The sequence below is a fragment of the Ralstonia sp. 22111 genome, from assembly GCF_052045895.1.
GTDB lineage: Bacteria > Pseudomonadota > Gammaproteobacteria > Burkholderiales > Burkholderiaceae > Ralstonia > Ralstonia wenshanensis.
This window is the reverse complement of the sequence record NZ_JBQEPR010000001.1, coordinates 251,969-273,901: the sequence shown is the minus strand read 5'-3', so window position 1 is coordinate 273,901 and position 21,933 is coordinate 251,969. Positions and strand designations below refer to the sequence as shown.

Sequence of the window (21,933 nt, the reverse complement as noted above, 5' to 3'; positions counted from 1 at the left end):
GGCTCTTTTGTAGATATCGGTATCGCGCGGTCCGGATCTGGTGAATGACGCCTCCGGCGCGCGTAGGCAGCCGCCACCATTCTAGGAAGCGGCAACCCACAAATCGCTTTCATTTTTCGGACGCGCTGTTTTCGCATGAAGCTGCTCCTGATCGAAGACAACGCCCCGCTGGCGCACTGGCTGTCTGAAGCCCTGCGCCGCGCCCAGTTCACCGTGGATCACGCCACCGATGGCGAATCCGCCGACACGCTGTTGCTCACGCAACACTACGATGTGGTGCTGCTTGATCTGCAGTTGCCCACGTTGTCAGGGCAAGGTGTATTGCAACGTTTGCGGGGCCGCCGCAACCCGGTGCCGGTGCTGATCCTCACTGCGAGCGGCGGGATCGACGACAAGGTCGCATGCCTGGGTGCCGGCGCCGATGACTACCTCGTCAAGCCGTTCGAGATTCGTGAGCTGATCGCGCGCATCCAGGTGCTCGTGCGGCGCAGCGCGCCCGATCAGTCCGTCGAACTGCAGTGCGGCGACCTCACGTACCACACCGGCAGCCGCACGTTCAACTTGGCCGGCCAGCCTCTGGTGCTGCCCGCGCGCGAGCACACCGTGCTTGAAATCCTGATGCTCAAGCTGGGGCGCACCGTGTCCAAACCGGCGCTGGTGAACGGCGTGTTCGGGATGGATGACGAAGCCAGCCCCGAGGCCATCGAGATCTACATCCACCGCCTGCGCAAGAAGCTGGAGCATTCCGCTGCCACCATCGTTACGCTGCGCGGCCTTGGTTACCTGCTGCGCGATGCCTCCGCCGCGCAGTCCTGACCAAGCGCCAGCGCAGGCCCCCGCGCGGGCGCGCAGTCTGCGTGCGCGGCTGGTGTTGTGGCTGGCACTGCCGCTGGTCGTCTATGTGGCGGCCGATGGTTGGCTCGACCTGGCCGCCGCACGCCACAACGCCGACCTCGTGCACTTCCATGCGCTCGATACGGCCGCACAGATGATCAGCGGCCAGATCGAGTGGGACGAAGGCCGCCTGCGCGTGTCGGTGCCGCCGGCGGCGCTGGCCGTGTTTGCCGCGCCGGAAACCCCGGTGCGCGACCAGGTGGCGTACCAGGTCAGCACCGAGCACGGTCGCCTGCTGGCCGGGCGGCTCGACTTCGGTACGCGCCCGGCGTTTGACGCGGCGGGCCTGGCCGATGCCGGCACCTACACCGATACCGTGGAAGGCCAGCCGGTGCACGTCGCCGCCGTGGTACGAACCATGTACGACGCCGGCCGTACCGAACGCGTTGTCACGCGTGTCGCGCAAACCATGAACGGTCGTGACGCGATGATCCGCCAGCTGTGGTGGCCTGGCACCGTGCGCCAGCTCGCGCTGGTGGGGCTGGCGCTGGCGATGATCCTCATCGGCCTGACGTTGGAGCTGCGGCCGATCTTGCGGCTGGCCGGCAACGTGTCGGCACGCGCGCCCACCGACCTTGCGCCGCTCGACCCCGATGGCTTGCAGCACGAGCTGCAGCCGATTGCCGGCGCGTTCAACCAGTACCTGCAGCGCATTGCCGACAACGCGATCACGCAGAAGCGCTTCATTGCCGATGCAGCGCACCAGATGCGCACGCCGCTGGCGATTCTCGATACGCAGATGCAGGTGGCGGCGCAAACCAACGCAGATGCCGCGCTGCACGAAGTCCTGAAGGCCGCGCGAACCAGCACGCGCAACCTGGCGGACCTCATCAACGACTTGCTGCTGCTGTCTCAGGCCGAAGCATCGGCCGCGACGAGCGAGGCGGTCGACCTCTCGCAGGTGGCGCGCACCGTACTGGAAGATCTCGCGCTGCTGGCCGATGGCCGCCGGATTGATCTGGGCATCGAACCCGCCGAGCAGCCCGTGTGGACGTCGGGCAACCGCACACTCATTGCCGCGCTGCTGTTCAACCTCGTCGACAACGCCGTGCGTTACACGCAGGAAGGCGGCCGCGTGACGGTGCAGGTGTCGGCGGACTACGGTTGGGCCATCCTGGCCGTGACCGACAACGGCCCCGGCATTCCGCCCGAGGCGTTTGCACGTGTGTTTGAACGCTTCACGCGTCTGGAAGGCACGCAGACCCAGGGCAGCGGCCTGGGCCTGGCGATCGTGCGTCAGATCGTGGATCGCATGGGCGGCCAGATTGCGCTGGCGCCCGGGCCGGGTGGCGCTGGGCTGGCGGTGACGGTGTGGCTGCGGCGAACGAGTGCGCCCGCCGCAGCGTAAGTCACCGCCGCTGCCTTACCGCTTCGGCATTTATTGCACCGACACAAACACCGGGTTCGAGTAGAACCACAGATCGTTGTAGTTGCGATCGTTGATGGCGTTGAAGCGCGCGGCGTTCTCCGTCACCACGGTCTTCTGGTCGGGCAGCGGATTGCCGTTGCTGGTTTCGCCCGACACGTTCATGCCGAGGTTGGTGCCGCGCAGGCGGAAGTACTGGTTCTTGGCGGCCGTGTAGGTGTACGTGATGCTGTTGTAGCCATCCGCGTCGACCTTCCAGTCGGCCTTGGTGAACGTGGCGATGACCTTGGTGGAGTCGTTGGTGTCCTTGGCATAGGCTGGCGTGCCAGATGCAGCCTTGCCCGTCACGTCGCCCGCAATCAGATCAACGTGGTCCACCACCGGACGCATGTTGACCTTGAAGCCGCTGCCTAGCGGGTACTCGTAGTTGTTGTGATCGGGGCTCTTGAAGCGGATGGTGATCGTCACCTTGTCGCCAGCCTTGGCCGTGAGCGTGCCGCCCATGTCGGCGGAGGTGGCTGCGGTACCCGCGCTGAAGTCCAGCGCGTTGATGAGGTCGCCAAACACAGCGAACGACTTGCCCGAGCGCATGGCCGCCAGCAGCGTCTTGAGGTCAGTGTTGGTGCCCGGCAGCCAGATGTAGGTCTTGGCGTATTCGCCGGGGTAATAGCCGCTGCTAAATTGCTGCGTGGCATCGACTTCAAAGTGGTGGTCGGAATCGGCAAAGTTCCAGACGCGGCGGCCCTCGCCGAGCAGCGCATCCCAGACGCCGCCGACTTGCGCGACCACGTAGTCGACGCCGCCGTACGTTCGGTTCTTCAGGTTGGCGTCGGTGTAGGCGCTGGTATAGCCGCCGCGGTCGGGTTCCATCTGGTTGCCGACCATGCCTTCGATGCCGAACATGATGTCGGGCGCCGTGTCGTTGAACTCGCGGAAGTCCGCCACCGTGTACTTGCCCGGGTTGCGCGACGGGTGGTTGATCAGGCCGTAGCTGGTGTTCGGGTAATTCGTCTTGAGCCACTTGAAGGCATTGACCACGTCGGCGTGTGTCGTGCCGGCGCGCGGGCCTTCCTGCTGCCATGCGGTCACATCGTTCGGATCGAAGAGCGATGCCGACTGCTGCGTGAAGAAGTACTCGAACTTGTTCAGGCCTTTGGCCGACGTCTGCAGCTTGTCGGCGCCATCAAAGATGCCGACGTTCAGGTGATCGTGCGTGGGCATGTCCCACTCGGCGGCGGAGAAGATCAGCTTGCCCGCGTACTTGCCTGCCGCCTGCGCTTGCGCAATGGCGGGCATCTCGTACTTGGCGATCCCGGCCGATGCGGCAATCGAGCCGCTCGCAAGCGTGGCGCCCGTGGCATCGCGCGGCGAGGGGCGCAGGTGGTTCGATACGGCCATCCAGTCCAAGCCGTTGAGGTCGAACGCGTGGTCGAGCACCGTCGACAGGGGCGTGACGGCATCGGCGGATTCCGCCGTGTGCACGTGCAGGTCGCCCGTGGTCCACATGCCTTGCGGCTTGGCGGGCTGTGTCGGCGTGGTGGGCGTCGTCGGGGCTGGCGAGGTGCCTGCCGTGCTTGTGGGCGCGGGGTCGTCACTGCCGCCGCAGGCATACAGGCCGAGGGTCATGCACGCCGGCACCGCAATCGCGAGCAGCGTTTTCTTGGTCGAAAGCATTGTGGTTTCCTGTCGATTCGATGAGGTCGGGCAAACGCTTCCGGCCACCCATGCGTGCGGGCGGCTCATGCACGACTAAAACGTTTGCGCGGCCGAATCTTGGCGACAAACCATGAAAATTTAGTGACGAAGCGGTATGAAAACAGGAAGCGGTGTGGCCCAAAACGAATCCGTCGGGCACGCAAACAGCGCGCAAAGAAAACGGCCCCAAAAAGGGGCCGCGTTCATCGCGATTTGTCTCCGCGTCAGGGCGGGCCCTCGGCGGACGTAGCGAGCAATTATTTCACCGCGGGTTTCAACTGCTCCGCCATTTGCAAATGCTCGCGCAGCGCAGGCAGGTTATGTGAGAAGAACGCCTTGATGTCGGGGTCCTTCGCATCCTTTGACGCCTTGTCGAACAGGGAGACGGCGTCCTTGTGGGCCTTCACCCCCACCTCGTCGGCGTAGGCCTTGTCGAACTTCGCGCCTTCAAGTGCGCTGAGCTTGTCGACCTTGGCGCGCTCATCCGCAGGCAGGCTGTCCGGCACCGTAATGCCCTTTTTACTGGCCAGCGCCTTGAGTTCGTCGCCCACCGTGGTGTGGTCCTTCACCATGCGCTGTGCAAAGGCGCGTACGTCCGGGTTGCTCGCACGTGTAATGGCAACTTGGCTGGCCTGCACTTCAAGCATCCCGGCAGCCGCAGCCTTGGTGACGAAGGTGGTGTCGGACTTGTCCGTTGCCGCCCGCGCGATACCGAGCGCGCCGCTAAAGCCCAGCGCACCGGCCACCAGCAGCGCCGCAACGCGACGCGCACCAATATGCTGTGTTGATCTGTTCATGAGTCGTCCTCCTGCGCGGGTGCGCATCACTTTTCGTGGCCGATGGCCTTGGAAACGGCGGCCGGCGTGTCGTACTCGTCGTCAGGCATGTCGCGCAGGGTCTTGAGGGTGCTGTCGTCTGCGCCGTTGGCCTGCGCGGTCTTCATCAACTCTTGCTTCTTCGCGGGGTAGGTCGCGCCCTTCAGAGCCTTCTGAATGCCGATCGGCGAATGCGTTGCGTGTTCACGCGCGCTGCCGCCCTGTGTGCCGCGCTCGTGCGACTTCGCACCGGCACGTTCAGACGATTTGCCACCGCTGCCATGGCTGGCGTGCCCGCCACGCTCCTTGTCGGACGCACTGCTGCGCTGGCTTGTGGACGTCGATTTCGAGTGCGACGCGTGCTTGCTCTTGTCGCGAGTGGGTTTCATGACACCTCCGCTGGTCGGTTGACTGGGCCGTCACCGGAGATGGCACGGCCCGCAACCGTTTTGCAGCAGCGAACATGCCTGCGTGGCGCTGTGGTGAGGACGAAAGAAAAATGCTACGTAGATGCGGCGCGCGGGCTACGTTACCGATACCGGCTTGGCGCGCCGGCGACTTTTGGGCCGGGAGCGTATTCCGACGCCCACCTCCTTGCGAAACAGAATGCGCTTGTTGGTAAGTGCGTTGCTCTAAACCGCGAACGCGTGGGCTCTCATGTGCCCACCTCCTCGGATGGCCCAGCGCCGCGCTGCAGCCGCTTCTGTTCCTTCTCGATCTGTTTGATGCTCTTTGCCGGCGTAGGCAATTGCTCTGGCATGGTGCCGCCGATCTCCTTGATGGTCTGGCGGACCTTTGCGCCCACTTCGAAATGCGTTTGGTTGGCCTCGCGCTTACCGCGTACGCCGTCGCGTCGCAGCTTGTCTTCGGTTTGTGTGGCGCGGAACAGGTTGGCGGCAAGCTCGGTGCTTCCCATGTGGTCGAGAATCTGTTGACTCTTCGTAAGCCCTTTGGCTGTGTGGATGTCCTTGGCGCCCAGGCCGCCGTAAAGGCCCTTGTAGCCGTGGTTTTGGAATATGGCGTAGTCCAGCCCGGATTCCACCCCTGCCCGTTTGGCAGCGGTCGTCAGAGCCTTGTTGTGTTCTGTCAGTTCACCACGCAGCATGAGGCGGCGGGTGTCTTCAGACAGCGAGCCGAAGTGCGCTTGATCAGCCAGTTCTTGGCGCCGCGTCTGCACGGCAAAGTAGGTTTGCCCGTTGGCGATGACCGGCTTGGACGGGTCGCCGTTCTGGACGATGAGGTAGCAGGCATAGCGGGTGAGCCGGAAGTCCACGATCTTGCGGACCGCCCCTGAGCCGAGCTCGACCATTTTGTTGAACTCACCGAAATGGTCTTCGATGGCTTGGCTCGATCGCTTGCAGGCCACTTTGGCTTTCTCGATAACCTGCACAAAGTTGCGCCAATCCTGGTATTCCAGCACCGGCGCCAAGTCCCGCGCAAACCAGAACTCGGAGTCGTCTTCGTTCAGCTGCTTGATGCTTTCAAACGTGTGCGCGTGCTTGGTGTTAATGCGCCTTTCGCTCATTGCCTGCTCCCAGATGGTGGGCACCTGGGCTGCGGGCCGACAGCGTGTCGGAAGCGGCGCTGCCGAGGACGGGCGGCGCGGTGCCTGGGTGCCGATTGTTTGCGGAGCAGACAATCTAGGCAGTGTCAGGCGAGTTTGTTGTCAAACGTTGTCAAGTTGTGCCCGGGTGGGCGCGGTGCATCAGAGCAGTCCTGCAAACGCGCGGTGCTCCAGCGAGGCGAACAGCGCCTCGAGTCGTGCCATTGCGACACGGTGGGCAGATTTGAGGCGTTCGATAGCGGTGAGGTAACGCAGGGCGGACGGACTAGAAGGACATCAAGGGCAATCCATTGAAGTTGCAGCAGCAAGCCGCCGGATGAGCCTTCCGGCGCGCGCGATCAACCCACCCTGCGCTTGGCCCCACGCGGCATCGGCAGCGGCGCCTCTCCCAGCGCCCGGTTCACCGCGTTCGGTTTGTCGACCAGATCCTGCAGCGTGTAGCCATCCAGTACCTCAAAGTACGCCCGCAACGCTGCGTGCAGCACGCCGCGCAGGCCGCACACGCGGGTGATGACGCAGTGGTTATCGTCGCCGTGGAAGCACTCGACCATGCGGAAGTCGGGCTCGGTGGCGCGTACCACGTCGCCGAGGTTGATTTCGGCCGCTGGGCGGCCGAGCGTGATGCCCCCCGCGCGCCCGCGCACGGTGTGCAGGAAGCCGTCCTGCCCTAGCTGCTGGACGATCTTGATGAGGTGGTTCTTGGGAATGTCGAAAGCATCCGCAATGCGCTGGATCGTGACGAGTTCGTCCGGGTGCACGGCCACGTAGATCAGCGTGCGCAGGGCGTAGTCGGTGTAGTCGGTCAGTCGCATGGCGGGCGTGCGGCGTTGCCGCAGGTAAAAACATTCATAAGAGGAACATCTTATCGGGAAGTTGCCTACAAGATGCGCCGGTTTGCCGCAGGTCAATTTGTTGCATCACAAATATACGTTTAATAGAATCCAATGCAAGCGGTTGCCTGAGCCCCAGGCCATCCAGAACAAAGCGTGACGGCGCCCCCCGTCTTATTTGTTGCGTATTTCACGCATATTTGGAGTCCAGCATGCTGTCCGACAAGTCCAAGCCCTATATCGATGCCAGCGTTCCCGTGCTGCGCGAGCATGGCTTGACCATCACCCAGACCTTCTATCACAACATGTTCGCCAGCCACCCCGAGCTGACCAACGTGTTCAACATGGGCAACCAGGCCAATGGGTCGCAGCAGCAGTCGCTGGCTTCGGCGGTGTTTGCGTACGCTGCCAACCATGGCAACAACGCGGCGCTGGCGCCCGTGGTCAACCGCATCGTGCACAAGCACGCGGCCGTGGGCATCAAGCCGAGCCATTACCCGATCGTCGCGCGCCACCTGCTTGGCGCGATTGCCGAAGTGCTGGGCGACGCCGCCACGCCGGACCTGCTTGCCGCCTGGGACGAAGCCTATTGGCTGCTCGCCGCCGAGCTGATCGCGGCGGAAGCGCGCCTGTACCAGCACACCGGCAGCGGCCCCGACCATCGTCAGCCGGTGCGCATTGTCAGCCGCCGTCTGCAGGCCGAAGACGTGGTCTCGCTCACGCTCGAAGCCGTGGGCGACGCGCCATTGGCCGATTTCCTGCCGGGGCAGTACATCTCGGTGCAAGTGGAGCTGGCGCCGGGCGCACTGCAGCAGCGCCAGTACAGCCTGTCGGACGCTCCGAATGGCCGCACGTGGCGCATCTCGGTCAAGCGTGATGCGGGCGACGCTGACCGCCCTGCAGGCACCGTGTCGAGCTGGTTGCACGCCAATGCGCGCGAAGGCGACGTCCTGCTGGTCAGCCAACCGTACGGCGACTTTGTGCCGCAACTGGCAACCGACAACCCGATCGTGCTGATGTCGGCCGGTGTTGGCATCACGCCCATGATTTCGGCGCTCAACACGCTCGCGCAGGAGAACAGCGCGCGCAAGATCGTATTCAGCCACGCCGCCCGTGCTGCCTCGCATGTTGCCCACGCCGATGATCTCGAGCGTGCCGCACAAGCGCTGCCGGCGTTCGAGGCGCATGTGTTCCTGGAGTCCGGCGAGGACGCGGAGTTCGCATCGCGCCCGGCCCAGCCTGGCCGCATGACGGTCGACACGTTCGTGCGCGACCACGGAGCGGAAGCGGACTTCTATCTCTGCGGCCCGCTGCCGTTCATGCAGGCACAGCGTGCGGCGCTGCTCGCCAGCGGTGTGCCGTCGGAGCGCATCCACCGCGAAGTGTTCGGCCCCGATCTGCTGGACGACATCCTCTGACCTGAACCACGGAAATCACCATGCCCCGCCAAGCCCCGTTGCTCACCATCGGCAAGCCCGACCCGGCAAGCCGCGTGCCTTACACGGGGCGAGCGGTCTTCGCGCTCGGCTTCCGGCCGCTCTACCTGTTGGCCGCGGCGTTTGCCGCGCTGGGGATGGCGTTGTGGGCAGCGTTGCTGCTGGGTGTCCTGCCCTCGGCCCAAGGTCCGGCCACCATGGCGCCACTGTTCTGGCACGCGCACGAGATGGTGTTTGGCTTTGCGGCGGCGGTGGTGGTTGGTTTCCTTTTCACAGCGGGTAAGAACTGGACCGGCCTGCAGACGCCGCAAGGCACGCAGCTCGCGGCGCTGGCTGCGCTGTGGCTGGCGGCACGTGTGCTGATGTGGACAGGCCCCGTGCCGCTGGCTGTGGCTGCGGACGTGGCGTTCCTGCCGGCGTGCGGCGTGGCGTTCCTGCGTGTCCTGCGGCGCGCAAAAAGCGCCCGCAACTACGGCCTGGCGATCGCGCTGCTGGTGCTCGGTGGCGTCAACGCGGCGTTTCATGCCGCGCTGGCTCTGGACGCGCCGCTGGCCGCACTGCGTTGCCTCGATGCAGCCGCGGGGCTGGTCTGCCTGTTCGTCACGGTCATTGGCGGACGCGTCATCCCAATGTTCACGTCCAACGCCGTTCCTGGCGTGCACGTGCGCCGCGTGGTGTGGGCCGAGCGCGCCATCGTGCCGGCGACGGCGCTCGCCGTTGCCATGCTGGCGACGCCGCTTCAAGGCATTGTTCCAGCCATCGTGTTTGCGGCGGCGGCGGTCGTGCAGGCCGTCCGCTGGGCCGGCTGGGACACGCGCCGCACGCTGCGCACGCCTATCGTCTCCATCCTGCATGTGGCGTATGCCTTCCTGCCCATCGGCATTGCCATGTTGGCCGCCGCAGCGCTCGGCTGGGGCGACCGTTCGACCGCGCTGCATGCGCTCACGGCGGGAGCCATCGGCGGCGCCATCATCGCCATGATCACGCGCACCGCGCTGGGCCACACCGGCCGGATGTTGCGTACGGGCCGTGCGGAGAATTTCGCCTACGCAGCCGTCGCGCTGGCTGCACTCGTGCGCGTGGCCGGCCCCGCCCTGTTGCCGCGCGAAGTGTGGATCGGCGGGGCGAGCGTGCTGTGGGTGGCGGCGTTTGTGGTTTATCTGTGGCGCTACACGCCGTGGCTGATGGCGCCGCGCGCTGACGGCCGGGAAGGCTGAGCTTCACCCTGCCCTTCCCGCCTCGGGCGGCTTCCGTAGAATGGCGCAGCTCCTTCGCATACTGCGCCCACGATGGATGTCCATTTGACGATCCACGGCCGGCACGACCTTGCCGGCCAACTCTATCGACAACTCCGCACCGCCATCCTCGATGGCCGGCTCGTGCCGGGCGAGCGCCTGCCTTCCACGCGCGACCTGGCGCTGCAGATCGGGGTGTCGCGCAAGACCACGCTCGACGTATTCGAACGCCTCATCGCCGAGGGCTATCTACAGCCGCGCCCCGGCTCGGGCACCTTCGTGGCCGAAGCGACTGAAGGGTTGCGCGCCCGCGCGCCGGCCGCATCGCCTGCGGCGCAACTTGCGTCGCCCACGCCGCCCGTACGCACCTTCGACACGCCCTGGAACAACATGCCGGGGGTGCTGCCCCAGCCGCGCCCGAACCTCGTCTACGACTTTGTGGGCGGCGTGACGGAGAAGCGCCTGTTCCCGTTCGACGTATGGCGCCGTTGTGTTGCGCATGCGCTGCGCCAGCAGGCGCGCGGGCGCGGCGGCTATCACGATCCGGCGGGCGACCAGGCGCTGCGCCTGGCCATCTCGCGCTATCTCGCATTCAGTCGCGCGGTGGTGTGTGCGTGGGCCGATATTGTCGTCACGCAGGGTGCGCAGCAGGCCATCGACCTGATCGCCCGCGTGCTGGTACGCCCCGGCGATACGGTGGCGATCGAAGACCCGGGTTACCCGCCCGCGCGCATTGCGCTGCAGGCGCTGGGCGCCAACGTCGTGCCGGTGCCGGTCGATGCGGAAGGGCTTGTCGTCGATGCGCTGCCGAAGCACGCCAAGCTCGTCTACGTAACGCCGTCGCACCAGTTTCCGCTGGGCATGCCGATGAGCCTGGCGCGCCGCGCACAACTGCTCGACTGGGCGCAGCGCCATGACGCGCTGATCATCGAAGACGATTACGACAGCGAGTTCCGCTTCGACGGCCGCCCGATGGAATCGCTCAAGAGCCTGGACGCAGCCGGTTGCGTCGCTTACGTGGGCACGTTCTCGAAGACGATCTTCCCAGAGCTGCGCATCGGCTACGTGGTACCGCCGGCCTCGCTGGTGGCGCCGCTGCGGCACGCCAAGCAGGTGGCCGACTGGCACAGTGAATCGCTCATGCAGGCGGCGCTCGCCAAGTTCATGCTCGACGGCGATTTCGGCAAGTACCTGCGCCGCATGCACAAGGAATACGCGGCGCGCCGCAATGCGCTGCTGCGGCATCTGTGTGGCCCGCTGGCCCCGTGGCTGGTGCCCGTGCCGTCGGCGGCGGGCATTCACATGGCAGCGCAGTTGCAAACGCCGTTGGCGGAAGCCGAGCTGGTCAAGCTGGCGGAGAGCGTGGGCGTCGGGTTATACGGCACGGCCAGGATGCATGTGGCGCGGCCGCCGCAGCCCGGGTTGCTGATCGGCTACGGCCATGTAAACGTTGCGGAGATCGACGCGGGCCTCGGCAAGCTGGCGGAAGTGCTGGACAGAGTGGCTACCTGATATTCGCTGCGATTGGCAATTTCAAGGTGCCACCTGCGCGCCTAGACTGGCTTCAGTTCTCAAGCACAGGAGCCATCTCATGGAACCCCGCCTCGACTTCTACCAAAGCAATCCCGCCGCCATCCAGGCCGTCATGGGCCTGGAAAAAGCGCTGACTAAAAGCACGCTGGAAAAGCCGCTGACTGAACTTGTGCGCCTGCGTGCCTCGCAAATCAACGGCTGCGCCTATTGCGTCGACCTGCACACCGCCGATGCCCGCAAGGGCGGTGAAGACAACCGTCGCCTGGCTACCGTGTCGGTCTGGCATGAAACGCCATTCTTCACCGATCGCGAACGCGCCGCGCTGGCGTGGACGGAAGCCGTCACCCTCGTCGCAGAAACTCGCGTGCCCGATGACGTCTGGCAAGCCGTGCGCGCGCAGTTCTCCGATGCCGAGCTGGTCGACCTCACGCTGCTGGTCAGCACCATCAACACGTGGAACCGCCTGGCCATCAGCTTTCGCAAGCTGCCCGCCTGAGCGCCGCATATACTGCCTCGCGCGGCGCGCGCCGCACACGGAGGCCACATGCTGCACAACGTCCGCACCCTAAGCGTGAATGTCGAGCGTCACTTTGATGACGTGGCCATGTTCCTGGCCGAGCCGCTGAACTTTCCGATCTGGGCGACCGGCCTGTCGGAAGGGCTCGCGCCCGGTACGCAGGGTTCGGGCGCGGCCCCCGACGAATGGATTGCCAAGGCCGCCCCCAACAGCGACGAAGGCAGCGTCTTCATCCGCTTCAGCCCGCCCAACACATTTGGCATTGCCGACCACTGGGTCCGCCTGCCGGACGGGTCAATCGTGTACGTGCCGCTACGGGTGGTGCGCAACGGCGCCGGCACCACCGTCTCGCTTACGCTGTTTCAGCAACCGAATATGGACGATGCCCAGTTCGACGCCGATGCCGAATGGGTGCAGCGTGACCTGGTGAAGCTGAAGATGGTGCTGGAAGCCGAATAACCGCTCAGGCCTTTTCCGCCCGCGGAGCTTGCGGCACCGTTTGCGGACCCGACGCGCCTGCGGATGCGGCTGCTGCAGCCAGTGACGGATCGCCCTGCGCATCCGATCCCTTCACCTGGCTCACCCAGAACACGCAGAACAGCCCTGCTGCCACGGCCAGCCAGCCGTTGAGGCCATAGCCCTCGATGCGGCCGCCGGCACCGGCGGACAGCAGCAGCCCGCCCACCCACGCGCCCACGCCGGTCCCTACCGACATCACCGCGCTGTTGGCCGACAGGAACGCGCCACGCACTTGCGGGGCGGGCACTGTCGTCATCAACGCTTGCATCGGCACCATGCGGCTGGAGAGGATCACCATGAAGAACGGGAAGAACAGCAACATGCCGATGTAGGGCCAGTCAGGCAGATGCGTCATCACCAGCACCGGGATGAACGCCAGCAGTGTTGCGCCAACGAACATGCGGCGGCGACCGTAGCGATCAGCCAGCTTGCCCACGGCGCGCGAACTGAAGAACGACGCCGCGCCGCCAGCCACATACAACCACGACAGGCTTTCGGGCGACACTCCGTGGTTGGCCACCAGCACCGGCGAGATGAACGGAATCACCATCATGTGCGAGCCCATCATCACGAAGGTCAGCACAAAGGCGCGCAGGTGGCGCGGGTTGGTGAGCAACTGCCACAGGCCGGAGAGGATCTCGCCCAGCGTCTGGCTGCGCTTGCCTGCCAGATGTTCGGCCAGCGGCGGAATGGTCTGCCGCGCGCCTAGCCAGATCAGCACCGTGAGCGCCGTCAGCAGGAAGAACGGCGCCGACCAGCCGAAGTGCGCGCCAATGGCGATGCCCACGGGCACGCCCGCCATGGCCGCCAGCGCAAACGACGACATCACCACGCCGGTGGCCGCGCCACGCCGCGCGGGCGGCACCACGTCTGACAGCACGGCCATGATGATCGACCCGAGCACGCCGCCCGTGACGCCCGCAAATGCGCGGGCAAACAGCAGCATGCCGTAGCTGCCCGACAGTGCACAGGCCAGGTTGGCCAGCGTGAAGAGGCCGTAGACGGTCAGCAGCAGGCGGCGCCGGTCAAAGCGGTCGACATAGGTGGCGGCCAGCAGGCCGGAAGCGCCCGAGCACAGCGAATACACCGACACCGCCGTGGCGAACGCCGCCGGGCCGATGCCAAACGTATGCATGATCTGCGGACCAAGCGGCATCATCACCATGAAATCCATGATGACGGTGAACTGCGTGAGCGCGAGCAGCCAGAGCAACCGGCGCTCGCGCGAGGAATCAAGTAAGGGCATGAGGGCGAGCGAAGAAGAGGAGTAAGCGGCGCGCGCAGGCTGGGGCCGGAGTCGGCTGGCTGGCACGCCGTGTTGTGTCGCAAAACATATCTTAAGATAGTTGTCGCGACACAAGAAGTCAAACTTTATTCAAGCGGGATTCTGCGCCTCGTCACGGTTTCGAGGCGCGCAATGGACTATTTCGCCCGGAGCATCCAAAGCACGTCGAGCACGTGCTGTGTCGATCGCGCTACGTCACCGGCGCGGTGCGCAATGCCAAGTTCACGCCACAACGCAGGTCGCAGCGGGCGCATGGTGATGCGCGCATCCGATGGCGCGGCGGAGGCCTCATGCGGCAGCAGCGTTGCGCCGTAGCCGGCCGCGACCAGGCTCTTGATGGCGTCGTTGTAGTTGAGCTGGATACGCGGCACGGGGTGATGACCGTCAGCGGCGAACCACTCCGTTGTCTGGCGCGAGAGTCGTGTGGTCGCGTCGTTCAGGATCAGCGGCTGCGCAGACAGCCACGCGGGCGTGATGCGCGCCGGGCTCGTCCAGTGCGCAGGCAGGAACGCCATCACCGGATCGCGCCGCCATGGCTTGATGGCAAGCCCCGCCACTTGCGATTGGGGCAGCGCCACGAGGCCAATGTCGAGCGCGCCATCGGCCAGACCCGCCAGCGTTTCCTGTGACGTGAGCACCGCCACCTGCACGTCGATGCCGGGGTGGTCCTGCCGCAGCACGTCGAGCGCCTGCGGCAGCAAGTGCGCGATGGCGCCAGTGGATGCGCCCAGCCGTACGCGTCCGCTCAAGCCTTGCACCTGGCGTTGGATGTCGTCCAGCGCCTGTTCGGCATCGGCGAGCAGCTTGCGGGCGCGCTCCACCATCACCTCGCCGATGGCGGTGGGCTGCACCTGCCCGCGCTTGCGCGAGAGAAGTTGCGCGCCTACGCGATCCTCCAGCTCGGCGATATGCAGGCTCACGGTGGGCGCCGCCAGATGCAGCGCCCGCGCGGCGTCGGCAAACGAGCCGCGGCCGGCCACTTCCACGAGTGTGCGCAGGCGGTCCAGGCTGATCTCTCGCATGATTCAGAAATGCTGAATGTGACGGTTATGAAATTCAACTTTTCATATTCTAGGTCGCGATCGAAGATGGGGGGCTCGCATTCACCACCACCCTCACCCTCTTTCCATTGGAGCGCTCCGCCATGTCCACGCCCCTCGTCTTCATTGATGGCGACCAAGGCACCACCGGCCTGCAGATTCACGAGCGCCTGCGCGGCCGTGTGGAGCGGCAAGACCTGAAGCTGCTGACGCTTCCCGCCGACGCGCGCAAAGACGCGCAACACCGCGCCGAGGCCATCAACGCCTGCGATATCGCCATCCTGTGTCTGCCTGATGCGGCCGCGCGCGAGGCGGTCGCGGCCATCGTCAACCCGGCCGTGCGCGTGATCGACGCCAGCTCCGCGCATCGCACCACGCCCGGCTGGGTGTACGGCTTTCCGGAGATGAGCGAAGGGCAAGCCCGACGTGTTGCCGCAGCGTCGCGCGTGACCAACCCGGGCTGCTACCCGACCGGCGCGATCGGGCTGCTCCGCCCGCTCGTGCAGGCGGGCCTTGTGCCGGCGGATTACCCGATCAGCATGCATGCCGTGTCCGGCTATTCGGGCGGCGGCCGCGCTGCAGTCGAAACCTACGAGGGGCCGGATGCGGCAAAGGCATTGCCGTTCCAGGTGTATGGGCTGGGTTTGGCGCACAAGCACACGCCGGAAATCCAACTGCACGCGGGGCTCACGCAGCGGCCGATGTTTGTGCCGGCCTACGGCGCGTATCGCCAGGGCATCGTGCTGACGGTGCCGCTGGAGCTGCGTCTGCTCAACGCCGGCGTGGATGCGGCTGCGCTGTACGCATGTCTGGCCGACCATTACGCTGGCGCGCAGCATGTGGAAGTGATGCCGCTGCAGGCGCCGTCCGCTTTGCCGAATCTGGACCCGCAGGCGCTCAACGGCACCAACGACATGCGGCTGGGCGTGTTCGCCAACGACCACGGTCAGGTCTTGCTCACGGCAGTGTTCGACAACCTCGGCAAGGGCGCCTCAGGCGCGGCGGTCCAGAACCTCGACCTGATGCTGGCGCGGTAGTGGCAAATCGAATCGAAGTCATCGCAACATTTAATTGGTCGATCGTGAGCGGCTTCGCTATCGTCAACGCCGCCCGTGTACGAACTGCCCGATGCTGTTTGCGCCCGGGGCCGGACCAACCCATTGCCTGAATGCAACATGTCTAAAACCACGTATTACGCGCCGCATGGCGGCCATCCGCCGCAGACGGATCTGCTGACCGATCGCGCGATGTTCACCGAGGCGTACGCGGTGATCCCCAAGGGGGTGATGCGCGACATCGTCACGAGCTGGCTGCCGTTCTGGACCCACACGCGCCTGTGGGTGATCGCCCGCCCGCTGTCGGGTTTTGCCGAAACCTTCTCGCAGTACATCGTTGAAATGAACCCGGGCGGCGGCAGCGACAAGCCCGAGCAAGACAAGAACGCCGAAGCCGTGCTGTTCGTCGTTGAAGGCGAAGCCGAGCTGACGCTGCAGGGCAAGAAGCACACGCTCACGCCCGGTGGCTACGCGTTTATTCCGCCAGGCGCCGACTGGACGCTGCACAACGTCAGCGATGCGGCCGTGCGCTTCCACTGGATTCGCAAGCACTACCAGGTCGTCGATGGCATTCCCCTGCCGGAAGCCTTCGTCACCAACGAACAGGACGTCGAGCCGATCCCGATGCCGGGCACCAACGGCGCTTGGGTGACGACGCGCTTTGTCGACATGAGCGATATGCGCCACGACATGCACGTCAATATCGTCACGTTCGAGCCGGGCGGCGTGATTCCGTTTGCCGAAACCCACGTGATGGAACACGGCCTGTACGTGCTGGAAGGCAAGGCGGTTTATCGCCTCAATCAGGACTGGGTCGAGGTCGAAGCGGGCGACTTCATGTGGCTGCGCGCGTTCTGCCCGCAGGCGTGCTATTCCGGTGGCCCTGGCCGCTTCCGTTACCTGCTGTACAAGGATGTGAACCGCCATATGAACCTGACGCTGAACCCGTCGCGTTAAGCGCCGCAGGTGTCAGAAAAAAAGCCCGCCGGTGGTTTGCCGTCGGGCTTTTTTCATGGCCGTTGATTTTCGTTTCTGCGATTGCGCCTACTTGCGCGTGGCGACGATGAACAGCCGGGGGAACGGCAGCAGCACCGTGCCATCATCGAGAGCCGGATAGGCCTGGGCAATCATGTCGCGATAGCGGGCGAGGAACGCGGGTCGCTCGTCCTCGCTCAGCGCTGCGAGGAATGGCCGCAGCGCGCTGCCCTTGAACCATTCGACCACCGCATCGGCGCCGCCTTGCAGAGGATGCATGTACGTGGTGCGCCACACGTCGACGCGCGAGCACAGCGGCGCCAGCAGTGCGTAATAGCGGCGCGCATCGAAGCGCTCTGTGCGCTCCACACCCTTGAGCTTGCCGGCCCATGGCCCCGCAGCGGCCACTTCGCGCATGAGGCGGTGCGCAGGTTCGTCGAGGTTGTCCGGCATCTGCACGGCCAGGTGGCCACCCGCCGCAAGTTTGCCGACAAGTTTCGGAAACAGCGTGTCGTGCGCCGGCAGCCATTGCAGCACCGCATTGGCGAGAATCAGGTCATACGCGCCCGGCTCATCCCACGCAGCAATGTCGGCGACATCGAAGCGCACCTCGGGCAGCCGCTTGCGCGCGGCTTGGATCATGTCGGCCGAGGCGTCGATGCCGCGAACAGCTGCGGCAGGCGCACGCGCCATCAGCGCTTCCGTTGAATTGCCCGGCCCGCAGCCGATATCGATGGCGATATGGATGGGCGTGGGCGGCACCGCGGCAAGCAGGTCCCGGACCGGCCGCGTGCGCTCATCCTCGAATTGCACATACTGCTTTGCGTACCAATCGTGTGGGGTCGTCACGATGCGCTCCTTGTCGTTGTGTGCAGAATGCGCAAAGTGTCCGGTTTTCCAATCGATCAGTAAAATGAATTCAATTTCCAGATTGATTCATAGCGTTGATGAAAATTGATACGCTCGGCGTGCAGGCATTTGTGGCGATTGCAGAGAGCGGCAGCTTTACGCAAGCCGCCGACGCACTCCACGTGACGCAGACCGCCATCACGCAGCGCCTGCGCAAGCTGGAGGCGTTTCTTGGTGTCGCGCTGGTGGAGCGCACCACGCGCCGGACCGAGCTGACGGAAATCGGCGAGCGCTTTCTGCCGCAGGCGCGCCGGCTGCTCAATGAGTTGTCCGATGCGCTCACGGAGATTCGCGAGACCGGCCTGAGCCAGCGCGGCGACATCACCATCGCCTGCGTGCCGACGGTGGGCGTGCAGTATCTGCCGCGCATCCTGCGCGCGTTCTCGGAGCACCGGCCGCATGATCGCGTGAAGATTCTCGACCATGCATCGGCCTCCGTGCTGCAAGCCGTGCTGCGTCGTGAAGCCGAGTTCGGCATCAGCATCGCGGGCGACCAGCATCCGGAGCTCGTAAGCGTGCCGCTGACGAGCGATCCGTACGTCCTCGTCTGCCGCGATGATCACCCGCTCGCGAAGCGGCGGCGCATCCGGTGGCAGGCCCTGCAGCCCCACCCACTCATCTTTGCCGGCGAGGTGAGCGGCAACCGCAGTCTGCTCGACGGCGCACTGAAGGCGAGCGGCGTGACGCTGCATTCGTTCTACGAAGTGCAGCGCAGTTCAACGGCGCTCGGCTTGGTGGCTGAAGGGCTCGGCGCGGCGGTGGTGCCGCGGCTGGCGATTCAGAAGAACGCGTACCCGATGATTCGTACGGTGGAGCTGGTGGAGCCTGAAGTGTCGCGCACGCTGGTGCTCGTCACGCGCAAGGCTGCGCACCTGTCGCCCGCAGCGCGTGCGTTGTACGACCGGATCGTCGACGGGGCAACATCAGCGAGGTGATGCTCGCGTGGAGGGCCGTGCTTACACGGTCCCTCTCACGCCATACCGGCCCGTCACGCGCGAGCGCCGTCCGTGCTGCCCGGGTAGCTCGTATCGCCGCGCCATGCCAGCACGTCATGCGCGCTGGCTTGACGATCTGCGCCTTGCGCATACGGGTCGAAACGATCGTACTTCCACGACAGATAGCCGTAGGTATCGGCCTGCCGATCTGCACCTTGCGTGAACGGGTCCGTCTTGTCGACGGCGCCTTGCGTGTACGGATCGTACTTGGCCTGCGCGGCCGAAGCCGGTTGGGCGATGAACAGCGCGGCAGAAGCGGAAAGCGTGGCAAGCAAGGCCAGGGCAATGCGGTGGGTGTGCATGATGAACTCCTCGAGCGGTTAACGTGCCGCCGGAGGCGGCATCCCATCGGATCGCTGGCGGAGCGTGGCCGCCCGGATCCCACAGGTTGGTCGCGGTGCGCATGCAAACCTGACACTGCATCGACGAAAAACATGCCGCACCAGCCTGTACTTGCAGATACGCAGGCCATGCGGCAGTGGATGCAGCGGTGCAGAAAAAAGCGTGGACGCTGCTACGGCAGCTGCATCAGCCCGTGCACGCCTTGCCACCCCACATACAGCCCCACCAGGGCAATCAGCACGCCTGACAGGTACGGCGCCTTGCGCGCAAATTCACCAAAGCCGCCCCAGCGGCGAGAGACGTGCTTCACGCTCAGCGCAGCCAGCGCGCCCGAGGCCACCAGCGTGAGGGCCAGCCCGATGCTGAAGCACAGCACCAGCGCCGCGCCCAGGGTGATCTTCTTGAGTTGCAGACACAACAGCAGCACGGTGATCGACGCCGGACACGGAATCAGCCCGCCCGTGAGCCCGAACACGATGATCTGGCCCGTGGTCACTTCACGGTTGGCAAAGCGGCGGCGGATGTCGTTGGCGTGCGCGCGTTCGTGGGCGTCCTGGTATTCGGCAGATGACACATCCAGCCCGCCATGGCTGTGATCATGGTCGTGGTCATGCTCGGTGAACGTGACGTCGTAGTCATGCCGATGGTGTTCGTGGCCGAGCGACAGGCGCGCCACAAAGGCGTGCGGCTCGGGAATGGATTGCTCCGATTCCAGAAAGCCGTCGCGCTGGACGAAGCGGAAAGTCTGCCCACTGCCGTCTGGGCGCTCGGTCACGATCTGCACCTGCTCGGCCGACCATGCGGTGCCGCGCGTGCCTTCCCGCGTTAGCCGGAAGCGCGGAGGTACGCCATCTTCGAAGATGGCCAGCTGCACGATGCCGTGGCCGGTGTCGATGCGCTGGACATCGTCATGGCCGTGAGCGTGATCGTGATCATGGTGATGATGGTCGTGGTGGTGATCGTGCGCCGCGTGCGTGCTGCGCCAGGTGCGCCACATCATCCACGCGGCCACGGCCACGATCAGCACGGCCGACACCATCTGGAAATACGGCTCGGTGGTCTCCGCGTTCCAGTTGCGGCCGAAGTACAGGCCCGCCATGGCCACCGCCCACACCACCGCCGTGTGCGACACCGTGGCCGACAGCCCCAGCAACACCGCCTGTGTGAGCGTGCCGCGGATGGCGACGATGAACGCCGCCATCATCGTCTTGGAATGCCCAGGCTCCAGGCCATGAAGCGCACCCAGCAGGATCGCACTGGGAACGAACAGCCAGGCATTGCCTTGCTGCAGCAGGGTGGTGAACGCGGTCATGGATGGCAGTCGATAAATTCGGGTAGGCGAAATATACTCCCCCCTAGTATAGTGATGCTACCCTCCCGCGTCATTCACACCACCTCGATACCCGATTCCATGGCACATACCATCCGCGACAAAGCCAAGCTGCTGGCGCGCGTACGGCGTATCCAGGGGCAAGCCGCCGCGTTGGAAAAGCAACTCGCCGAAGAGGGCGATTGCACGGCCATCCTGCAGCAGATTGCTGCCATTCGCGGGGCCGTCAACGGGCTGATGGCGGCGGTCATCGAGGGCCACCTGACGGATCACGTGGTGAAGGAGCCCGCCGAGGCCCAACGCCAAGAAGATCTCGACGCGGTGATGCAAGTGATCAAGTCGTACCTGAAGTAGCGCGCCGCCCTTGCGCCATGCGTGCGATGCCGATACGCTGCTCGAACGCCATCGGCTAATTCTGATTCGCCGACTCTTTGATTCTCTGAATCTTCGTCTTCATGCCTCGACTTCACGCCATCCTCCTCGCCGCCGGCCATCGCGCCCGCGTGGATGACGTGTGCGTGCAGCCCGGGCCCTTCCCTCCTCCTGTCGTGTCTTGGGGCTACGACGCGATCGGCGCACAGCCGCCGCCGCCTCCGCCCGCTCTCGGCTGATTTCCAGCCGCTTCGTTTCCGGTTGACCTGAACAAGGCTCGGGCACATGCCCGAGGTAGGCGCTTGCCTGCGCGCCGGAACCCGACATCATCTTTTTTCGACAGGTGAGTGGTATGCGTTCCATGCAAGCCGCGCTGGCAGGGTCCGGCGCGACGGTTCTATTCGTGCTGCTGTGGAGCAGCGGCGCAATCTTTGCGGCGATCGGGGTGCAGCATGTCCCGGCGTTCGCGTTTCTGGTTGGGCGCTTTGCGCTCGCGTCTTTGGTGCTGGCGGGCCTAGGCCTGCGGCGCGGGCAGTGGTGGCCGGCGCCGGGTTCCCGGCTGAAGGTGGCCAGCACCGGTGCATTGCTGACCGGCGGCTATTCAATCTGCTATCTGCTCGCGCTGGACCGCGGCCTCACGCCCGGGCTGCTGGCCACGGTGCTCGGCGTGCAGCCGCTGCTCACGCTGCTGGCAACCGAGCGTATATGGTCTGCACGGCGGATGGCCGGCCTGGCGCTCGCGCTGGGCGGCCTCTCGCTCGTGGTAGGCGGGGCCGATGCGCAGCAGGTGCCGATGGCTGGTCTCGGCTATGCGCTGGCCGCGCTCTTCAGCATGACGGTGGGCGCCATCTGCCAGAAGCGGCTGAACCAGTCGCCCATCGATACGCTGCCGCTGCAGAACGCAGTGAGCCTCGTGCTGTGTGTGGGGTTTTCCATCGCGCAGCCCGTGCAATCACTGGCATTCACGCCGAACCTGCCGGGCATCGCCGCTTTGTTGTGGATGGGCGTGGTGATATCAGTGGGGGCGCAGTTGCTGTTTTACCGGCTCATGCAGCGCGGCAATCTCGTCAATGTGACGAGCCTGTTCTACCTCGTGCCGGTGGTCACGGTGCTGCTGGATGACCTCGTGTTCGGGCATCGCATGGCCCCCGTCGCAATGGCCGGGATGGCGATGATTCTGGTGGGGTTGGCGGTGGCGTTCCGGGCGCGTCGGTAGATCGGTGTGC

22 protein-coding genes are annotated in these 21,933 nt (G+C 65.2%); 12 read left to right on the top strand and 10 right to left on the bottom strand.

The window, feature by feature from the left end:
- Positions 1–135 precede the first annotated feature (135 nt).
- Positions 136–816, top strand: coding sequence for a response regulator (locus ACTJK4_RS01285; protein ID WP_232041476.1), 681 nt, complete (start codon positions 136–138; stop codon positions 814–816).
- Positions 794–2,242 (top strand): sensor histidine kinase, encoded by a 1,449-nt coding sequence (locus tag ACTJK4_RS01280; protein WP_440815482.1) that lies wholly within the window; start codon positions 794–796, stop codon positions 2,240–2,242. The genes ACTJK4_RS01285 and ACTJK4_RS01280 overlap by 23 nt, the downstream gene beginning before the upstream one ends.
- A gap of 30 nt (positions 2,243–2,272) precedes the next feature.
- Here ACTJK4_RS01280 and ACTJK4_RS01275 read toward each other — a convergent pair whose 3' ends face one another.
- From ACTJK4_RS01275 to ACTJK4_RS01255, 5 genes are all read right to left on the bottom strand, one after another.
- Positions 2,273–3,934, bottom strand: coding sequence for an S-layer protein (locus ACTJK4_RS01275; RefSeq protein ID WP_322016996.1), 1,662 nt, complete (start codon positions 3,932–3,934; stop codon positions 2,273–2,275).
- Positions 3,935–4,212: 278 nt separating this feature from the next.
- Positions 4,213–4,779, bottom strand: coding sequence for a DUF4142 domain-containing protein (locus tag ACTJK4_RS01270; protein ID WP_440815480.1), 567 nt, complete (start codon positions 4,777–4,779; stop codon positions 4,213–4,215).
- A complete protein-coding gene (locus tag ACTJK4_RS01265; RefSeq protein WP_440815477.1) occupies positions 4,779–5,159 on the bottom strand; it encodes a DUF2795 domain-containing protein in 381 nt (126 codons plus the stop codon). The genes ACTJK4_RS01270 and ACTJK4_RS01265 overlap by 1 nt, the downstream gene beginning before the upstream one ends.
- 266 nt (positions 5,160–5,425) lie before the next feature.
- Positions 5,426–6,295, bottom strand: a complete 870-nt coding sequence (gene dinD / locus ACTJK4_RS01260; protein WP_440815475.1) for a DNA damage-inducible protein D — start codon at positions 6,293–6,295, stop codon at positions 5,426–5,428.
- 377 nt (positions 6,296–6,672) lie between these two features.
- Positions 6,673–7,146, bottom strand: a complete 474-nt coding sequence (locus ACTJK4_RS01255; RefSeq protein WP_440815472.1) for an RrF2 family transcriptional regulator — start codon at positions 7,144–7,146, stop codon at positions 6,673–6,675.
- A gap of 230 nt (positions 7,147–7,376) precedes the next feature.
- Between ACTJK4_RS01255 and ACTJK4_RS01250 the strand changes: the two genes are divergently transcribed.
- The 5 genes from ACTJK4_RS01250 to ACTJK4_RS01230 all read left to right on the top strand — a co-directional run bounded on the left by ACTJK4_RS01250 (position 7,377) and on the right by ACTJK4_RS01230 (position 12,344).
- Entirely contained in the window at positions 7,377–8,582 is a 1,206-nt protein-coding gene (locus tag ACTJK4_RS01250; RefSeq protein ID WP_440815469.1) for a globin domain-containing protein, read from the top strand.
- A gap of 20 nt (positions 8,583–8,602) precedes the next feature.
- A complete protein-coding gene (locus tag ACTJK4_RS01245; RefSeq protein WP_440815466.1) occupies positions 8,603–9,817 on the top strand; it encodes an NnrS family protein in 1,215 nt (404 codons plus the stop codon).
- 72 nt (positions 9,818–9,889) lie between these two features.
- Positions 9,890–11,347, top strand: coding sequence for a MocR-like pyridoxine biosynthesis transcription factor PdxR (gene pdxR, locus ACTJK4_RS01240; protein ID WP_440475787.1), 1,458 nt, complete (start codon positions 9,890–9,892; stop codon positions 11,345–11,347).
- 79 nt (positions 11,348–11,426) lie between these two features.
- Entirely contained in the window at positions 11,427–11,864 is a 438-nt protein-coding gene (locus ACTJK4_RS01235; RefSeq protein ID WP_440815462.1) for a carboxymuconolactone decarboxylase family protein, read from the top strand.
- 48 nt (positions 11,865–11,912) lie between these two features.
- The gene (locus ACTJK4_RS01230; protein ID WP_322017002.1) at positions 11,913–12,344 is read left to right on the top strand and encodes an SRPBCC family protein; all 432 of its coding nucleotides are present in this window, start codon (positions 11,913–11,915) and stop codon (positions 12,342–12,344) included.
- A 4-nt stretch (positions 12,345–12,348) separates the two neighbouring features.
- On the opposite strand, the gene ACTJK4_RS01225 is transcribed toward ACTJK4_RS01230, so the two are convergent.
- Positions 12,349–13,650 carry an MFS transporter gene (locus ACTJK4_RS01225; protein ID WP_440815460.1) on the bottom strand — a complete coding sequence of 434 codons (1,302 nt, stop codon included), beginning with the start codon at positions 13,648–13,650 and terminating at the stop codon, positions 12,349–12,351.
- Between the two features lie 176 nt (positions 13,651–13,826).
- On the bottom strand, positions 13,827–14,711 hold the full coding sequence (locus ACTJK4_RS01220) for a LysR family transcriptional regulator (RefSeq protein ID WP_343619525.1): 885 nt from the start codon (positions 14,709–14,711) through the stop codon (positions 13,827–13,829).
- 122 nt (positions 14,712–14,833) lie between these two features.
- On the opposite strand from ACTJK4_RS01220, the gene argC reads away from it, so the two are divergent.
- Together argC and ACTJK4_RS01210 are read left to right on the top strand one after the other, a co-directional pair.
- Entirely contained in the window at positions 14,834–15,766 is a 933-nt protein-coding gene (gene argC / locus ACTJK4_RS01215) for an N-acetyl-gamma-glutamyl-phosphate reductase (protein WP_440815457.1), read from the top strand.
- Positions 15,767–15,904: 138 nt separating this feature from the next.
- Positions 15,905–16,741 (top strand): bifunctional allantoicase/(S)-ureidoglycine aminohydrolase, encoded by an 837-nt coding sequence (locus ACTJK4_RS01210; protein ID WP_440815454.1) that lies wholly within the window; start codon positions 15,905–15,907, stop codon positions 16,739–16,741.
- Positions 16,742–16,828: 87 nt separating this feature from the next.
- Here ACTJK4_RS01210 and tam read toward each other — a convergent pair whose 3' ends face one another.
- Positions 16,829–17,608, bottom strand: coding sequence for a trans-aconitate 2-methyltransferase (gene tam, locus ACTJK4_RS01205; protein ID WP_414561326.1), 780 nt, complete (start codon positions 17,606–17,608; stop codon positions 16,829–16,831).
- Between the two features lie 98 nt (positions 17,609–17,706).
- On the opposite strand from tam, the gene ACTJK4_RS01200 reads away from it, so the two are divergent.
- Positions 17,707–18,603, top strand: a complete 897-nt coding sequence (locus ACTJK4_RS01200; RefSeq protein WP_440815450.1) for a LysR family transcriptional regulator — start codon at positions 17,707–17,709, stop codon at positions 18,601–18,603.
- Between the two features lie 53 nt (positions 18,604–18,656).
- Here the strand turns inward: ACTJK4_RS01200 and ACTJK4_RS01195 are convergent, their stop codons facing one another.
- Positions 18,657–18,965, bottom strand: a complete 309-nt coding sequence (locus ACTJK4_RS01195) for a hypothetical protein (RefSeq protein ID WP_316870437.1) — start codon at positions 18,963–18,965, stop codon at positions 18,657–18,659.
- Positions 18,966–19,177: 212 nt separating this feature from the next.
- Positions 19,178–20,317, bottom strand: coding sequence for a nickel/cobalt efflux protein RcnA (locus ACTJK4_RS01190; RefSeq protein ID WP_440815447.1), 1,140 nt, complete (start codon positions 20,315–20,317; stop codon positions 19,178–19,180).
- Positions 20,318–20,416: 99 nt separating this feature from the next.
- Between ACTJK4_RS01190 and ACTJK4_RS01185 the strand changes: the two genes are divergently transcribed.
- Complete coding sequence (locus tag ACTJK4_RS01185) at positions 20,417–20,689, top strand: metal/formaldehyde-sensitive transcriptional repressor (protein ID WP_092973887.1); 273 nt, start codon at positions 20,417–20,419, stop codon at positions 20,687–20,689.
- A 370-nt stretch (positions 20,690–21,059) separates the two neighbouring features.
- Positions 21,060–21,923: a DMT family transporter gene (locus ACTJK4_RS01180; RefSeq protein WP_440815444.1), complete on the top strand. Its 864-nt coding sequence runs from the start codon at positions 21,060–21,062 to the stop codon at positions 21,921–21,923.
- The last annotated feature ends 10 nt before the right edge of the window (positions 21,924–21,933 follow it).

What these genes read in the sequence shown, in the direction of transcription:
- ACTJK4_RS01210 (WP_440815454.1), top strand. Translation starts at nt 15,905, where the DNA reads ATGTCTAAAACCACGTATTACGCGCCGCATGGCGGCCATCCGCCGCAG.
- ACTJK4_RS01250 (WP_440815469.1), top strand. Translation starts at nt 7,377, where the DNA reads ATGCTGTCCGACAAGTCCAAGCCCTATATCGATGCCAGCGTTCCCGTG.
- dinD (WP_440815475.1), bottom strand. Translation starts at nt 6,295, where the DNA reads ATGAGCGAAAGGCGCATTAACACCAAGCACGCGCACACGTTTGAAAGC.
- ACTJK4_RS01285 (WP_232041476.1), top strand. Translation starts at nt 136, where the DNA reads ATGAAGCTGCTCCTGATCGAAGACAACGCCCCGCTGGCGCACTGGCTG.
- ACTJK4_RS01270 (WP_440815480.1), bottom strand. Translation starts at nt 4,779, where the DNA reads ATGCGCACCCGCGCAGGAGGACGACTCATGAACAGATCAACACAGCAT.
- argC (WP_440815457.1), top strand. Translation starts at nt 14,834, where the DNA reads ATGTCCACGCCCCTCGTCTTCATTGATGGCGACCAAGGCACCACCGGC.
- ACTJK4_RS01230 (WP_322017002.1), top strand. Translation starts at nt 11,913, where the DNA reads ATGCTGCACAACGTCCGCACCCTAAGCGTGAATGTCGAGCGTCACTTT.
- ACTJK4_RS01185 (WP_092973887.1), top strand. Translation starts at nt 20,417, where the DNA reads ATGGCACATACCATCCGCGACAAAGCCAAGCTGCTGGCGCGCGTACGG.
- ACTJK4_RS01200 (WP_440815450.1), top strand. Translation starts at nt 17,707, where the DNA reads ATGAAAATTGATACGCTCGGCGTGCAGGCATTTGTGGCGATTGCAGAG.
- ACTJK4_RS01195 (WP_316870437.1), bottom strand. Translation starts at nt 18,965, where the DNA reads ATGCACACCCACCGCATTGCCCTGGCCTTGCTTGCCACGCTTTCCGCT.
- ACTJK4_RS01235 (WP_440815462.1), top strand. Translation starts at nt 11,427, where the DNA reads ATGGAACCCCGCCTCGACTTCTACCAAAGCAATCCCGCCGCCATCCAG.
- pdxR (WP_440475787.1), top strand. Translation starts at nt 9,890, where the DNA reads ATGGATGTCCATTTGACGATCCACGGCCGGCACGACCTTGCCGGCCAA.
- ACTJK4_RS01245 (WP_440815466.1), top strand. Translation starts at nt 8,603, where the DNA reads ATGCCCCGCCAAGCCCCGTTGCTCACCATCGGCAAGCCCGACCCGGCA.
- ACTJK4_RS01280 (WP_440815482.1), top strand. Translation starts at nt 794, where the DNA reads ATGCCTCCGCCGCGCAGTCCTGACCAAGCGCCAGCGCAGGCCCCCGCG.
- ACTJK4_RS01220 (WP_343619525.1), bottom strand. Translation starts at nt 14,711, where the DNA reads ATGCGAGAGATCAGCCTGGACCGCCTGCGCACACTCGTGGAAGTGGCC.
- ACTJK4_RS01275 (WP_322016996.1), bottom strand. Translation starts at nt 3,934, where the DNA reads ATGCTTTCGACCAAGAAAACGCTGCTCGCGATTGCGGTGCCGGCGTGC.
- ACTJK4_RS01225 (WP_440815460.1), bottom strand. Translation starts at nt 13,650, where the DNA reads ATGCCCTTACTTGATTCCTCGCGCGAGCGCCGGTTGCTCTGGCTGCTC.
- ACTJK4_RS01265 (WP_440815477.1), bottom strand. Translation starts at nt 5,159, where the DNA reads ATGAAACCCACTCGCGACAAGAGCAAGCACGCGTCGCACTCGAAATCG.
- ACTJK4_RS01255 (WP_440815472.1), bottom strand. Translation starts at nt 7,146, where the DNA reads ATGCGACTGACCGACTACACCGACTACGCCCTGCGCACGCTGATCTAC.
- ACTJK4_RS01190 (WP_440815447.1), bottom strand. Translation starts at nt 20,317, where the DNA reads ATGACCGCGTTCACCACCCTGCTGCAGCAAGGCAATGCCTGGCTGTTC.
- ACTJK4_RS01180 (WP_440815444.1), top strand. Translation starts at nt 21,060, where the DNA reads ATGCGTTCCATGCAAGCCGCGCTGGCAGGGTCCGGCGCGACGGTTCTA.